This window comes from Halobacteriovorax sp. BALOs_7, from assembly GCF_003612895.1.
GTDB lineage: Bacteria > Bdellovibrionota > Bacteriovoracia > Bacteriovoracales > Bacteriovoracaceae > Halobacteriovorax_A > Halobacteriovorax_A vibrionivorans.
In genome coordinates this window covers 2,178,687-2,193,153 of record NZ_CP027772.1, presented here as the reverse complement: position 1 = coordinate 2,193,153, position 14,467 = coordinate 2,178,687, and the positions used below count along the sequence as shown (strand labels likewise).

The following is a 14,467-nucleotide window of genomic DNA, read 5'->3' as shown; positions in this document are numbered from 1 at the left end:
CAGGGCCTGAAATTTGCCAAATTTTGTAAGATTTACAAGTGGGATTAAGGTATAACTATATAATATTAGTATTGATAAGCAAGTCCGAAAACGAAGGTTTTAGTAATGACCAAAGCAAGCTCAAAAATTTTCTACATGGAAGACTCTCTTGGAAGTTATCTTGATTACGGTATTGGAGTTCCTCTTAAAGATGAACGTGTCACAAGAATACTAGATAATTTTAAAGATAATCCATCTCTTGAAAGACGTAGGCTTACTAAATTTAAATTAAGTGATCTTTTATTGGCCCATACTGATCGCTTCTATATGCGAGCTGTTGGTGATTCGACAAATCTCGTCTTACAAGCTTATGAACTAATTAATGATGATGGATCTTTTCATCGCTACGAACCAGATAGTGCAAAAAGGCCATTGAAAGATTTTATAATGAGGGCCCTTGCTCACTGTGAAGGGACATACCTTGCCGCTGAAAATGCTTTAGAAAGTGGTTTTAGTTATCACCTTGGTGGTGGCATGCACCATGCAAAGAGTAGTGAACCAGGAGGGTTTTGTCTTTTTAATGATATTGTTATCGCCATTAGAAAATTACAAAAAGAAAAGGGCCTAGGAAAGTGCCTTGTGATTGATATGGATGCTCATAAAGGTGATGGTACTACAGAGATCTTAAAAGATGATAAGACGATTGATTGTCTCTCTATTCACATGAAAGATGGCTGGCCTTTGGATAATCCAGACAAAACGAATTCAAGCTTTATTCCTAGTACATGGGATATTCCTGTAACTGCTGATGATAATTATTTAGAGAAGTTAGAAAAAGTGAAGGATTTAATTTCTGATAAGTACGACCTTTGTATTGTCGTTCAAGGTGCCGATGTTTATGAAAAAGACATTCTTGAAAGTGCAAAAGGAATTCAGCTTAGTTTGGAAGAGTGTTTAAAGCGTGATCTCTTTATGAAGAACTTTTTAGAAGAGAGAAAAATTCCCCAGGCCTGGGTTATGGCCGGGGGATATGGTGACGAGGTATACCGCGTCTTTTTACAATTCTTACAAAATACTTTTAAAAATTAGGCTCTGTAATTTCGTGAGCTAAGACTCTCTTCGTTGGTCTAAAGTACGTACGTGGAGTGTATTCAAGTAAGTCCGTAATCTTTGCCATATAAAAACAGGCATACTTTTCAACTTGATCAGCAAAACGAGATTCTTCTAAACCAGCACGCATCATCTCTCCCCAATGAGGATTGAAAAATTGTCTGTAAGTTTCAAGATGTTGAGAAATCTTAGTGTTGATCTTATCAATCTCACTAAAGATTTTTCCAATATCTTCCTTGTTATACTTTTCAGGATCTTCGTGCTTAAGAAGTTCTAATTTATTAAGTTCATGCTCAAGCTTTTCTTTCTTCTTCATCTCGGCATCAATTAAGGCCTGTGTCGGTGCTGATTTTTTAATTGCATCGATTTCACTTTGAAGAGGGTCGAAGATTAAGGCAGTTCTCCAATTAAAAGTTTTCTTTAATGTTAGAACGTCACCGTAGATATGGTCTCCTAGATAAAGAATCTCTTCACCTTCTAGTCCCAGGTCTTTTTGAAGTTTTCCTGCCCATCCACCTTGGTAGACTTTATTTTGCTCTAGAGGTCCTTCTGCATTTGTCATAAATCCAGTGTCAGGATTAATTTCTAAGAACATATTACTTACACTAAAGAAGCGTGGCTTAAATGCAAGACAGATTGAAATGTCAAAAAGCTCCATCCAACTATCGTGTTCCTTTAGGAATGGATCAATCGTGTGCTCCATAAGGCTCTTTGTCCAGCTCCATTCACTATTAGTGATAAGAATAAGCTTCTTTCCAAATCTCTTGAAGCGCTCAAGAAGTTTTGCAACTTCCGGATCTGCAATAATAAAGTCTTCAAGATTTTCTTGAACATGACCTTTAAGTGAACCATCAGAGTGGGCAATATCAATGACTTCTTTTATATCGCTAGATAGAGTCTCATAATCTGGTAATTTCAGGCCATTATCTTTTAGATCCACTAGATTTGAAAACATTGCTCCATTTGAAATTGAGAAGTTTGTATCTAATGATTGATACTGATCTGAATTTAGATCAATAATACTATTGCCATAGATTTCCGTTAGGTCACGAAAGTCAATTGACTTTGTCCCATGCTTTGCAATCTTAACTTTTCCATAGCGATTTGTTTGAAGAATATTTCCTCTTAACTTATCAATAATAAGGCCTTGAATAACTTGGTTGAAATCAAACTTTATATTGGTAATCTCTGCTGGATACTTCTTAATCTCAACTAGTTTTTCTAGTACAAGTTCAAAAACAAATTTTTCAAATGCCTCTGTTTTATAGCGAACTAATGTATAGTCCATATCAAAACCGATGGCCTTGATCTTCTTCATGTTTAATGTTCTATTGACGTAAACAGACATATTAAATTCCTTTTATAAATCTATCCAAGAATTATTCTCGGACCGTAGATTTTAGCTTCAAAGGAATAAAAAGTCATATTATTAATGTGTTAAGGTGTAAATCTAATGACTTACACCTTAATGACGCTCTTGGTAAGTATGTGTATGGCCACTACTTTAGGTTGATTTGATAGCGTGCAAAACCTTCTTCATCCAGGCCATCCAGTCGCTTTAAAGGATAGATTGCATTCTCCTTTATAAATCGGCTTGCCTTTTTTGAAGGTGAGGTTTCAAAATATACTTTTAGTTTTTCAGCATTTGGAACTGATTTTATTTTCCAATTCATATTAGGCTTTGCTTCAACAAAACCTTTTTTCTTACTTTCACTTCTAATGTAATTTATTAGTACTTGGCGGTTAGTATCAGGAGCTGTAATAACAACATTTTCTTTTACTGTTCCCGAGAATTTTCCACCTGTAGCGCGATAATTATTTGTTGCTAGAATAAATTCTTGATTATCTTTTACCGGCTTACCATTGTACTTTAGGTTCTTAATTCTAAAAGAGTCTTTGTTTAGAACTTTACAGTCTTCGTCAAAATGTCTTCTTTCTGTGACGTCGATTTCATAAGTTACACCATCGATATTATCGAAGTTATAAGTACGAAATCCTCCCCAGTTGATAAGAGGTTGCTCCTTAAAGTAGTTAGTATCAATGTGAGCAAACATACCAGCAGAACACTCAAGCCACATTCTGACATCTTTACCTGTAATTTTTAGGGCATAAAGAATATTTGGATAAAGATAGAGATCTGCTGCATTTCTAATGGTTAATTCACCCTTCGAGACATCTGTATAACCATTTGGATCATTCTTTCTTCCACCGGCCTTAAAAGGGGCCACAGCTGATAGAACAGGAAGATCACTTAAATTAGCATCTCCTTGAATGGCCTTTTTAACATAGTCCATTTGTGCATTTGATACAATTTGAGTTGTTGCATCATCTTGAATAAGAGAAAGGAAACTATAAAAGTCTTGTTTTGAAGAACCAATTTTCTTGTCTGCTAATTTTAACGTTCTTTGATGATCCTCTTCTATGATCTCACTTAACTCTAAATCAGGCTTTACACTCATATCTGAGTTTCGATCATAGATTGATTCGACACTAGACTGCCCATCAATGACACTCCAAATAGTTCCATCGTAATTAAGTTTTAAATCGATGATTCCAATATGAGATCCCCATTTTCCTGGCATAACAGCTGCTTTACCATTAATAGTCCCTTTCTTGGCATCAATACCTTCGATCCCTTCATATTCTTTAGAAGGAAATACTGCATGAGTATGACCAAAAGCAATAGCATTAATAAATGGTAGCTTACTTAAATAGAAGACAGAGTCTTCAGCATAGAGTTTATACTTATCAGTACTAATTCCCGAATGGGGGATGGCAATAATGATATCAGCCCCTTCATTTTTCATTTTAACGGTTAGCTCTTTTGCTACTTCGACAATATCTCGAGCAATCACTTTTCCTTCAAGATTTGCCTTATCCCAAAACATAATTTGAGGTGGTACAAAACCAATATAGCCAATCTTTAATTTATGTTTTTTACCTTTTGTATCGACGACTTCCTTTTCTTTAATAATATATTGCTTAAAGTATGGAGCACCTGGTTTGCCATTTTCGTCTTTGAAAACGTTTGCATTGATATATGGGAAGTTAGCATCTTTTAAGGACTCGTTTAAGAAGTCTAGTCCGTAATTAAATTCATGATTTCCTATATTACCCACATCATATTTTAAATGATTCATTAACTTAAAAGCTGGATGGGTTCCTTCTTTTCCATAGCTGGCCACGAAGTCGGCCATAGGACTTCCTTGAATGAGGTCTCCATTATCGACCAAAGTATAATTATCTGCGGATTTGATGTATTTCTTAATGAGGGTTGCTGTTTTAACTAGTCCATACTTCTTACTTTCACGATTTTGATAATAATCATAATCTTTGTAGTACCCATGAATATCAGTTGTTTCGATGATACGTAATTTAACTTGTGTCTGATTCTGACAACTAATTAAAAAAGTGAGTGAAAGTGAAAGTAAGAAGAAGTTTTTCATATTGAATCCTAGTAATAACGTCCTGAAGAATAAGTTGCATCAAACATGCGGGCAATTCCATATACTTCGACATTTCCTTTTAAACCTGCAAATCCATAGACCTGTGCTTGGCCGTAAACTTTTGCATTTTCCCATACTGAAGCTGTATCAAAAACTTCTGCATCTCCATAAACATGAGCATTGCCCCAAACTTTAGCATAGTCTGAAATAATGGCATTACCAGTTATCTTAGCATGACCTGTAATTTGGGCCTTATCACAAATCTGCGCATTCTCTCCGATGTAGACACTATCTGAAACATAGGCCGTGGTTGCGACAAATCCACCTTGAGATCCATCAGCATTAATTCTATATTCACCTTCTTGTCCTGCGCATGGAGCTGCTAGTAGTGGTAAAGAAATAAGTGTTGCAAGTGCATACTTCATCATTGTTTTCTCCTATATTTTTTCGATTAATTCGATTAATTTTTCACCGAGATTTTCTGATGCTAATTTTAAGTTAGCAAAGAACTCTTCCTCTGTTGGATGTTCTCCATCGACGATATCGGTAACTGATTTTAAAAATAGGGTAGGAATCGAGTACTGATCTGTTACCCATGCAATAGCTGCAGCTTCCATATCTTTTAAAAGAGCAAGATTACTTTCGATAAGCTTCTCATCTTCAGGACTCATATCAAGAGAGTCACCTGTTGAGATAATACCTGTTTCGATACCTAAGAGAGTTGCAAACTTCTTTGCAATATCATGTTGTGACTTATATGTTCCATAATCTTGGTAGCCAGGAATTGGGATTCGGCGATCATGAAAAACTGTTGTTTCCACAGTATAGACTTTCCCAATATCGGCACCACGCTTTTTAAATCCACCGGCCGTTCCAGCATTGATTATAAAGTCTGCATTAAAGTCTTTTATGGCAGTAATTGTTGAGATAACAGCAGGTGCTGTCCCAACATTTTGAACCTTATTTCTTTTACATTCACCACTTATTATAATTGAAATATTGTGCTGATGATATTGAGTTTTATAGACTTTCATTGGTAGATGATCATCAATTTTCTCAGCTTGATCTGGGTTAATTTTAAGTTTTTCTAGTAAAGGCTTGGCCTCTGAATCCATGGCCATGATTACAGCAATATTCTTCATTAAATACCTCAAATAATAATACTCTAATAGTGTAGAATACTTTCATCATTAATTGAAATATTTGTGCCTTACTTTTAATTAGTCGAGATGTGAGGGATGAATATTATTCTTTGATCTCGTTTGAGCGGCTACTCTTAGTAACCATCGAGATACACGAGGATACTTCGGTCTTATTTTTTTTGAAAAGTCACTGGCCGCAAGTAAGCTCGAACTAAGATGACAATATGCTATAATGTCGACTAATTTGATCTGATTACCAAGCAGAAACTCATTTGTGGTAACAAGGCCATCAATGTATTTTAATTGCTCTTCAAGATGAGAATTCCCTAATTCTGGTTCAAGTCTAAAAATATCAAAACTAAACGTTGAATGTAGTAGTGCTTCTTTTATTGGCTCTGCAACTTTATTGAGATCTTCTTGTTTATCAAATTGATACTTGGCCGCTTTTTGAAACTTCTTTTTTATAGTAGCGTAGCCGTTTGGATTGATGAAAGACATATAAACACATGAGGCCCTAAGGCTTGTCAGTGCCCAGTCTCTTAGCATTTGTTCTTGTACCATTTGACTTTGTGGTACTTGGAATAGCTCAGATTCTTCTCTTAATTCTTTTAGGTATTTAATAGCGTTTCGTACCCCAAAGAATTTCTTATCTCTATCTTGAATAATAGGAAGGCCAGAAAGCTTATCCTTGGCACCATTTAATTCTGAAACAAGGGGGATGGCCTTAATATCAAAATCAATATTTAAAAATGATAAGCATCGATTAATAATTGAGCACGATGGACTAAATGATTCGATCTCGTCACTACCAGACCAAGAGTAAAGTATTTTATTCATGAGCTAACAATCGGATACGTTCGATTATTATTTAGAGAAAATATAAGAAACGTTCAACTTTAATAAGCTTTTTGAAACAAAATAATTATTTCTAAATGAATTAAGTCGAAAAAATCGCTCCTGTCTCCTTGTGCTTAAATAGATTTTGTGAATTTTCTCCTTAATTCGAAGAGCGTATTGATAGTCGAGTACCGAGATATATACAAATTAAGAGAATGGCCGCACCCACAATTTCAAGTGATGAGTATGGCTCATTAAATCGATAAATACTAAGGATTTTTGCTATTACTGGTTGAAGTAAAATAATTAGACCAGAGACAGAAAGGGGTGCTTTTTTTAGTCCGTAACTAATAAGAGACCAACCAATTATTTGGCAAAGCACGGCCAGTCCCATTACTGAAGGTAAATGTGTAATATTAACTTGTGAGTAACCGCTCTCAAACTGAGCACTTACTAATAATAGAAGTCCAGTAACAAGAGAAGAATATGTAATGATATCTAATGCTGTGATTTTATTTTTAAAGTTTAATAATGTTGTTTTCTTTATTGAGGTTGTATAAAGAGAATAGCAAAGACCAGTTGCAAGGCCAAATAATACACCCCAAAAGAAATCTTCCGACTTATAAAATTTGACTTGTCCCTTTAGAATTAAGAAGACACCAGAAAAAGCAAAGAAGAAGACTAATAACTTTTTTAAAGTGACTTTTTCTTTATAAAGAATAAGTCCAAAAACTAGCAAGTAAAAGACTTGAGTGTTTCCTAAAATTGTTGCCATTCCTGCTCCAATTAAGTGAACAGAGCGATGCCAGACAAATAAGTCTAAAGCAAAACATATTCCTATGACGGCCGTCATAGAATAGAAGCGAATATCTTTGATATAGTGTTTTTTAATAAATAATTGGTAAAGAAGAAGTATTGATCCAGCAATTCCACAACGAAGGGCGCCGATCATACTAGGAGATATATCACTACTTAAGTTTTTTACAAAAATTGGTGCTAAGCCTATACAGATGGTGCCTAAAATAAGGCTTATAACGCTCTTGTTCATATTAGTCCTCACTAAGTTTCAAGAGTATAGCCGAAACTATAGTTAGAAGGGTATATTTTCTTTGAATTTTGCTGACGATTTGCCGATAATTTCATAAAGTATGCGTACGCTATAATTATAAAGGAGATATATTGTGAATTTATTTAAAATCACTGTTGTTGCCGCTTTACTAAGTGTTAGTGCTTTTGCTGGAGACGCTGCTAAAGGTAAGGCCATTTACAAGAAAGTTAACTGTGCTCTATGCCACAAAGCTGATGGTATGGGAAAAGCAAAAAATGGAAAATTAGCAATCGTTAGCGGGCCAAGAATTGCAGGTCTTGATGCTGCTTATATTGCTGAGCAAGTAACAGCAATTAAGTCAAAGAAGAGAAAAACTAGATACACAACGATGATGTGGTCTAAAGTTAGAGGTCTCTCTGACAAAGATATCAAAGATGTAGCTGCTTATGTAAGCACAATGTCTAAGGATAAATTTAAAGGAATGTTACAAAAGTAATTCCATAAAAAGAAAGGCCGCTTATAGCGGCCTTTTTTTTATATTCTATTTAACTTCTAAGAAAATTCTAAATCCACCATAACTCTGATTGTATTCATCTGAAATCTCATCATTTGAAATTTCTACTTTACGGTTTAAATTGAAATCAAAGCTTGTTGTAACGGCCTGTCCGTCTAGATACTTTCTAAGCTCTTCCTTTGTAAGAAGATCTTGAATATCGAAATTTACAGTAATTGATGACTCTTTTGAGTAATCCTTAATAGCAACTTTAGATAGGCTTTTATATGAGCCGTCTTTATAGAAGTGGAGGTTAGCTGACTTTGTTATAACGCTAACTTCTTCATTGCGAAACGTTCGATATGAGAAAAGATCAAAGATATTCTTCTCTTTGAATGCAAAGCCTTTGTCTGTCTCTTTACACTCTAGCATTTGAATATTTATTGTTAGCTCAACACTTCCACTTTGCTGCTTGGCCTTATAGCTCTTTACTCGATAGGATTGTAATTTATTTCTAAAGACATCCTGCTTTGAGCTACAAGTAGATAGATTTCCATCCATTACTTTAACTACTTTATTAACAGGTGTAGCGTGGCAAACTCCACTACATAGTACTGACGTTAAAATTAGTGATTTCATATACTTCTCTCATATTTCAATAAATAATGAACATGTATATCATAGTCAGGAATTTAGTGGTGATTTGCAGAAAATTTACATAGCTGGTGACTAATATATAAGCAAAAAAAAGGCCCTGCATTACCTGCAGGGCCCAAGAGAGAGTTTTTATGCATTCATTGCATTAATTGAGAGGCTGGGGAGCGCTCTCTATTTGTTCTTGTTTTTGTTTTCCAAGTCCTGTGATCCACTTCTTTACTCTGTAGATAACAAGGTGGATTGTTGGAACGAGGGTGTAAGTAAAGAATATTGAGCCTAACATTCCTCCTACGAGAACTGCACCCATTGCAGACTTGATCTTATCGATCATAAAGAGCTGGGGCATAGTACCTGCAATAATTGCAATAGAGGTCATAAGGATGGGTTTTAGCTTTTCCTTGGCCCCTAACCATAGTGCTTCTTTTATCTCAAATCCTTCATCAAGTTTTTGCTGGGTAAATTCAATCATTAGAATGGCATTATTTACAGCAAGACCTACAACCATTACGATGGCCATCATTGAACCAATATTAATTGTTTGGTCTGTATAGAACATCATTAAGAATGAGCCTAGGAAAGAAGTTAGAATTGCTGAGCCAATTGAAATAGGGAAGACAAAAGAGTTTAAAATGGCCACTAGAAGCATATAAGTCAATATTACTGCTAGCATAAAGGCCTTACCCATTTCTTGTTGTGATTCCTTTTGGCTTTCTGCTTGCCCTGCAAACATGAATTTCGTTCCTTCTGGAAGGTCCGCCTTGTTAAACTTTCCTGCAAGATCTCCCATGATGGCACCGACTACACCTTTTACGACATAGGCCTTAACTTGGATAATTCTTTCTTTATCACGTCTTTTTAGTGGCGAAGTTGCTTCAACGACTTTTACATCACCAAGAGTTGAGATTGGGATAAGACCATCTTTTCCATGAATTAAGAATTTATCAAAATCAGAGATATTTCTTTTAAACTCTGGAGCAAGTGTGACATTGATATCGTATTCTTCACCATCTTCTTTGTAAACTGCATCGTCATTTCCATTAACAAGGGCGCGGATTGTACCACCTAGTCGAGAACTTGAAAGATTTTGACGAATAACTTTTTGAGGCTCAGACATAAATTGAATTTCCATTTTTGGAATTCGGTATGAGCTTTCAATAGAACTAAAGTATCCAGAGTTCTTCATAATCTCTTGCATCTTTTTAGAAGCAATAATCATTTCATCAAAATTTCGCCCCGTAATATTAATGGTAATATCACCTTCGTTACCTGAGTTTCTATTACCACCTGAGAGTGTAATTTCAGCTTCAGGAATATTTGAAACTTTAGGAAGAATATCGTCCATGACGTCTTTAAAGCTTCTCTTTCTTGAAGCTGCTGGTGTCATATTTACTGTAATTCTTGAACGCTCTTCACCGTCATATCCAATATCAGCAAGAGTTGATACTACCTCAGGATATTCTCTAATAACTTTTGCAACCTGCTCAGAAACTTCAGCTGTTTTCTCTACTGGTGTACCGTCTGGCATAAGAATATATGCCGTAAACTCATCTCGGTCTGACTTTGGAAGAAACTCGTTACCAACTCGCGCAGCAGGGTAGACGATTGTAAAAAAGATTCCCATTAAGATGATAATGGAAGTTATCGGCCAGCTCATGAACTTATCAAAGAACCACTTATATTGTTTTGTTACCCAACCAAGAAGGCGATCAACAAGATGAGATAATTTTGGAAACGGACCTTTTAAAGTATCTGGGTCTTTAAGTAAGAGGGCACAAAGCATTGGCGTAAGGGTTACAGAAGCTAAGATTGAAAAAATTGTCGCATAAACAACAGTCATTCCAAATTGCAACATGAATTTACCAACAACACCACCCATGAAAGCGAGGGGAGTGAAAACAACAAGGTTAGTTCCTGAAGATGCCATTACGGCCAAGAGAACTTCTTTTGTTCCATCAATTGCTGCATTCTCTGAACTCTTACCCATCTTTAAATGCTTATATACGTTTTCAATGATAATAAGTGCATTGGCAATTAATGTACCTAGACAGGTACCAAAAGCAAGGAGAGTCATAACATTTATCGAAAATGACGACATATCCATAATAAATAATGTCGAAATAATTGAAGTCGGAATAACGATACTTGCAATCAAGGCACCACGCCAATCACCTAAGAAAGTTAGAAGAATCGCAATTGTTAACCCAATACCGATAAAGATCGATTGAATTGTCCCTTTTGTGTCATTCAATGTGATCTTAGTTGTATCGACAACTAGTTCAAGCTTCATTCCTTCTGGAAGTTCAGATCGAACTTCATCAAGAGAGTTTTTTACTGTGTTAACAATCTTGATCGCATCACCATCTGAGAGCTTTAAAATCGATAGACCTACGACGTCTTTACCATTGAACCTTGCCATTGTTTCAACGTCTTTAAAGCTATCTGTGACACTACCAAATTCTCTTAACTTAAAGACTTGTCCTTCTCGTGAGACAACTTCAAGGTTTCTTATCTCTTCAACATTGGCAAATTCACCAACAAATCTAACACTAATATTCGAGTTTTCACGTTTGATTGAACCACCTGGTATATTTAAGTTCTTTCGAGAAATTGCAGTAATAACATCTTCAATAGAAAGGTAGTTCTGAATAAGAAGGTTATTATCAAGTTCGATACTGATTTCTCTTTCTTGTCCACCAAAGATATCAACGGAAGCGACTCCATTAATTGATGAGAGCCTAGATTTTAGTTTCTTATCGGCATATTCATAAGTCTCAGTTAAATCGTGTTTAGAACTCGATAATGCAAGAGTTGCAATCGGTCTAATGAGTGGATCAAATTTAGCAATAATCGGTCGATCTGCACCATCTGGAAATTCATTTAAGATGGCCTCTACCTTATCTTTAACTTCAATTGACTTAATATTGGCATCAGCTTCAATCTCAAATTCGATCACAACGATACCAAAGCTGTCTCTAGCATCAGATTTTATCTTTTTAATTTGCGATACTTCAGAAATCTCATCTTCAATTTTCTTTAAGATTTGAGATTCAATCTCCTCAGGAGATGCACCAGCATAAACTGTTTGTACTGTAATAATAGGTAGCTCAACTTTTGGTGTTGGCTCAATTATAAGATTTCCTATTGAGACGAGTCCCATAACCATAAATATGGCAATGAAAATGATCGTCGTTGCAGGTCTTTTAACAAATATTTCAATCATCTTCTTCTCCTATTCTAAGACGGACTCAACAATGTTGATCTTCTCACCATCTTTCAAATAACGCTGATCACTTAGGACAACTTTTTCACCTTCTTTAAGTCCTGACTTAATAGCAAAGTAATCCTTGTTATCACTAATTGTGACAATATCTCTTCTTTGAACTGTGTTGTCGTCATTAACAATATAGACATGGTCAGTACCACCACGATTTGAAACAGCGTCTCTTTTTACAACAAGAGTATTCTTTGTCTTACTCGTTTGTATATTCATGACGTATAGATTCGTTGGTAGCTTTTGATTTGCAAAAGAGACGACAATCTTATGAAGTCCTGAAAGACGATTTGCTCGTTTTTCAACAGAGACAACTGATCCATAAAGGGATTCGTTATTTAGCCTTATACTGGCCAAGGCCCCGGGCTTGATTTGTGTCGCTATCTTGGGTGCTACTGAGGCATATATCTTTGAACCAAGATTATTACCTGTTACAATTACATTATTAGTGAAAGACTTTCTTAAGACTTTTGTAATATTAACTGGAGTTCCGGTTTTTTCTCTAATTGTAAAAACAGTAGGTGTCACTTTCATTTTTTGTTTTTGTATCTGCTTATCTTTAACAAAAAGACTCGCACCGTATATAAGGCCAATAATTAAAACAAAGACTAATTGCTTCATTATCTACCTCCTTTATTTCTTGAACTAGTTTTTGTCAGAAGTCTGTCCATCTCTGCACGTGTTATTTGTATTTGTAATTTCGTTTGTGCAAGGCTTAGCCGGTTCTGTGTTAATTGGATCTCGCTATCATTCAATTGCAATTGTGAAACTCCACCAGATCGAAAAGAACTAAGAGCAACTTTATAAGAAGAAGATGCCAGCTCAACTGCTTCATCTTCCGCATCGTATCTTTCTTGGAGCCCTTCATAGTCTTGTTTAAGCTTTAGATATTGCGTTCTAATTTCACGCTTCATTTGTTTTAATTTAAGTGTGGCAATATTGTAGTCACTTCTTTTTATTGCAACTTCTGAGTTCTTGCTTCCGCCAAGGTCCCAGTCAAAACTAAATTGAACACCAAATGTTAAATCCTTTTGGTCATGAGTTGTTTCTCCTGCAAAGAGATCTGTTTTAGCTAGAGTAGGAGAGTAAGAAACATAGACTCCTAAGTCTGGAAGCCTTTGAGACTTTGCTAACTCGACCGAGAAGTCTGCGAGGCGAATATTTTCTTTTAAAATTTTGATATCAACAGTCTCTTCCAGTTTATTTAGATCATTTGTTGTTGAAATTTTCTTCTTTGGTCTAAGTGGGGTGCTTAATACTTCAACTTCATCTTCATAATCAAGTGCGAGATAATTCTTTAAGTCTAGAACAGCATTTTTTAGATTTTTCTTGGCGATAATCCAATTTGGTTTTCGACTTGCAAGGTCTGCTTGCATTTTTATATTATCATTTCTTGAAATTCTTCCGTATGAAACTCTATCCTCTAAAGCTTTCTTGTTCTTAAGAGCGTTCTTATATGAGTCGTAAGTGATTTTAACAATTTCTTCATTGAATAAAACTCTGTAGTAGAGCTGCTTTGCGACGTTTATTACTTGTGCATTTGTTGACGTTGTATTTAGTTCACTAATTCTTTTTGCAGATTCTGCAATACTCTTTCCATTGCTAATCTTTCCAAATGTATATATTGGCTGAGTAAGTTGAATTGTACCGTTGTGATTCCAATCATATCCGTAAGGAACAAAGTTTCCTTCACCATCACTTTTTCTTATGCCAGCTGTAATCGAAAGAGTTGGAAAGTAGTTTGAGTTTGCGCTACTTAGTGCTTCTTGGGCCTGGTCTAATTCTTCTTTAGCAATACCGATAGTTTCATTTCGCTTTATCGCTAAATCGATTACTTTATTTTCATCTAATTTATAATTTGCTGCATATGCACTGGAAATTAGGCATAGCGCTGCCGCAACTAAATATTTTAGTTGTTTCATTTGTCTCTCCTTTTAAATTCTAAGTCTTACAACTTAACGTCTGCTATTGTAGAATTCCTCTATGAAGATCATTTGAGAAAGTAGTTTCTGTCTTTCTTCTTCACTAAATTTAGAATAAATCTCATCACTCATCGCAAAATATCGTGGCATGACACGATCGATTAGCTCTAGACCACTTTCTGTGAGAGCGATCTTTTTTGAGCGTGTATCGTTTTCATCGACAACTTTAGAGATAAGATTGGCCTTTTCAAGTCTTGTGACAATACCTGTGATATTGGCCTTAGATACCATTAACTCTTCTGATAATTCTGTAGTCGTAATAAATTCCTGATTACAGAATTTAAGAATTAAAAGGACATCGAATTGTGGTTTGGTTAGCTTATATTGGCCCACTTCTTCAGAGACCATTTTATCGATTATTCGCGTCGTACGAACAATTCTTGCGATAATGCTATCCTTCAGTGCGTTAGATGTTACAATTGACATATATACTCCATATTTGTTAATGTCTTAACTATATAGTTAACATGTTAACGAATGTGAATCAAGAATATTCTTTAAC

General features: G+C 35.4%; 13 protein-coding genes. 2 read left to right on the top strand and 11 right to left on the bottom strand.

Features of this window, described 5'->3' with window-relative positions:
- Nucleotides 1-105 precede the first annotated feature (105 nt).
- Complete coding sequence (locus BALOs_RS10445) at nucleotides 106-1,068, top strand: histone deacetylase (protein ID WP_120405140.1); 963 nt, start codon at nucleotides 106-108, stop codon at nucleotides 1,066-1,068.
- Here BALOs_RS10445 and BALOs_RS10440 read toward each other — a convergent pair.
- The 6 genes from BALOs_RS10440 to BALOs_RS10415 form a co-directional block, all read right to left on the bottom strand.
- Entirely contained in the window at nucleotides 1,058-2,437 is a 1,380-nt protein-coding gene (locus tag BALOs_RS10440; protein ID WP_114705156.1) for an HAD-IG family 5'-nucleotidase, read from the bottom strand. The genes BALOs_RS10445 and BALOs_RS10440 overlap by 11 nt on opposite strands.
- Nucleotides 2,438-2,588: 151 nt before the next feature.
- On the bottom strand, nucleotides 2,589-4,535 hold the full coding sequence (locus BALOs_RS10435; RefSeq protein WP_120405139.1) for a bifunctional 2',3'-cyclic-nucleotide 2'-phosphodiesterase/3'-nucleotidase: 1,947 nt from the start codon (nucleotides 4,533-4,535) through the stop codon (nucleotides 2,589-2,591).
- 8 nt (nucleotides 4,536-4,543) lie between these two features.
- Nucleotides 4,544-4,963, bottom strand: coding sequence for a hypothetical protein (locus tag BALOs_RS10430; protein ID WP_114705154.1), 420 nt, complete (start codon nucleotides 4,961-4,963; stop codon nucleotides 4,544-4,546).
- Between the two features lie 9 nt (nucleotides 4,964-4,972).
- On the bottom strand, nucleotides 4,973-5,677 hold the full coding sequence (locus BALOs_RS10425) for a 5'-methylthioadenosine nucleosidase (RefSeq protein WP_120405138.1): 705 nt from the start codon (nucleotides 5,675-5,677) through the stop codon (nucleotides 4,973-4,975).
- 78 nt (nucleotides 5,678-5,755) lie between these two features.
- On the bottom strand, nucleotides 5,756-6,514 hold the full coding sequence (locus BALOs_RS10420; RefSeq protein ID WP_114705152.1) for a glutathione S-transferase family protein: 759 nt from the start codon (nucleotides 6,512-6,514) through the stop codon (nucleotides 5,756-5,758).
- 160 nt (nucleotides 6,515-6,674) lie between these two features.
- Nucleotides 6,675-7,562 (bottom strand): DMT family transporter, encoded by an 888-nt coding sequence (locus BALOs_RS10415; RefSeq protein WP_114705151.1) that lies wholly within the window; start codon nucleotides 7,560-7,562, stop codon nucleotides 6,675-6,677.
- 133 nt (nucleotides 7,563-7,695) lie between these two features.
- On the opposite strand from BALOs_RS10415, the gene BALOs_RS10410 reads away from it, so the two are divergent.
- Nucleotides 7,696-8,058, top strand: a complete 363-nt coding sequence (locus BALOs_RS10410) for a c-type cytochrome (protein ID WP_162929649.1) — start codon at nucleotides 7,696-7,698, stop codon at nucleotides 8,056-8,058.
- 45 nt (nucleotides 8,059-8,103) lie between these two features.
- On the opposite strand, the gene BALOs_RS10405 is transcribed toward BALOs_RS10410, so the two are convergent.
- From BALOs_RS10405 to BALOs_RS10385, 5 genes are all read right to left on the bottom strand, one after another.
- Nucleotides 8,104-8,694 (bottom strand): hypothetical protein, encoded by a 591-nt coding sequence (locus BALOs_RS10405; RefSeq protein ID WP_114705149.1) that lies wholly within the window; start codon nucleotides 8,692-8,694, stop codon nucleotides 8,104-8,106.
- 163 nt (nucleotides 8,695-8,857) lie between these two features.
- A complete protein-coding gene (locus tag BALOs_RS10400; protein ID WP_120405136.1) occupies nucleotides 8,858-11,932 on the bottom strand; it encodes an efflux RND transporter permease subunit in 3,075 nt (1,024 codons plus the stop codon).
- Nucleotides 11,933-11,941: 9 nt separating this feature from the next.
- Nucleotides 11,942-12,604 (bottom strand): efflux RND transporter periplasmic adaptor subunit, encoded by a 663-nt coding sequence (locus BALOs_RS10395; RefSeq protein ID WP_120405135.1) that lies wholly within the window; start codon nucleotides 12,602-12,604, stop codon nucleotides 11,942-11,944.
- Nucleotides 12,604-13,905, bottom strand: a complete 1,302-nt coding sequence (locus tag BALOs_RS10390) for a TolC family protein (protein WP_120405134.1) — start codon at nucleotides 13,903-13,905, stop codon at nucleotides 12,604-12,606. The genes BALOs_RS10395 and BALOs_RS10390 overlap by 1 nt, the downstream gene beginning before the upstream one ends.
- Before the next feature lie 33 nt (nucleotides 13,906-13,938).
- The gene (locus BALOs_RS10385; RefSeq protein WP_120405133.1) at nucleotides 13,939-14,391 is read right to left on the bottom strand and encodes a MarR family winged helix-turn-helix transcriptional regulator; all 453 of its coding nucleotides are present in this window, start codon (nucleotides 14,389-14,391) and stop codon (nucleotides 13,939-13,941) included.
- Between the last annotated feature and the right edge of the window lie 76 nt (nucleotides 14,392-14,467).

What these genes read in the sequence shown, in the direction of transcription:
- BALOs_RS10445 (WP_120405140.1), top strand. Translation starts at nt 106, where the DNA reads ATGACCAAAGCAAGCTCAAAAATTTTCTACATGGAAGACTCTCTTGGA.
- BALOs_RS10415 (WP_114705151.1), bottom strand. Translation starts at nt 7,562, where the DNA reads ATGAACAAGAGCGTTATAAGCCTTATTTTAGGCACCATCTGTATAGGC.
- BALOs_RS10390 (WP_120405134.1), bottom strand. Translation starts at nt 13,905, where the DNA reads ATGAAACAACTAAAATATTTAGTTGCGGCAGCGCTATGCCTAATTTCC.
- BALOs_RS10425 (WP_120405138.1), bottom strand. Translation starts at nt 5,677, where the DNA reads ATGAAGAATATTGCTGTAATCATGGCCATGGATTCAGAGGCCAAGCCT.
- BALOs_RS10395 (WP_120405135.1), bottom strand. Translation starts at nt 12,604, where the DNA reads ATGAAGCAATTAGTCTTTGTTTTAATTATTGGCCTTATATACGGTGCG.
- BALOs_RS10385 (WP_120405133.1), bottom strand. Translation starts at nt 14,391, where the DNA reads ATGTCAATTGTAACATCTAACGCACTGAAGGATAGCATTATCGCAAGA.
- BALOs_RS10430 (WP_114705154.1), bottom strand. Translation starts at nt 4,963, where the DNA reads ATGATGAAGTATGCACTTGCAACACTTATTTCTTTACCACTACTAGCA.
- BALOs_RS10440 (WP_114705156.1), bottom strand. Translation starts at nt 2,437, where the DNA reads ATGTCTGTTTACGTCAATAGAACATTAAACATGAAGAAGATCAAGGCC.
- BALOs_RS10400 (WP_120405136.1), bottom strand. Translation starts at nt 11,932, where the DNA reads ATGATTGAAATATTTGTTAAAAGACCTGCAACGACGATCATTTTCATT.
- BALOs_RS10420 (WP_114705152.1), bottom strand. Translation starts at nt 6,514, where the DNA reads ATGAATAAAATACTTTACTCTTGGTCTGGTAGTGACGAGATCGAATCA.
- BALOs_RS10405 (WP_114705149.1), bottom strand. Translation starts at nt 8,694, where the DNA reads ATGAAATCACTAATTTTAACGTCAGTACTATGTAGTGGAGTTTGCCAC.
- BALOs_RS10435 (WP_120405139.1), bottom strand. Translation starts at nt 4,535, where the DNA reads ATGAAAAACTTCTTCTTACTTTCACTTTCACTCACTTTTTTAATTAGT.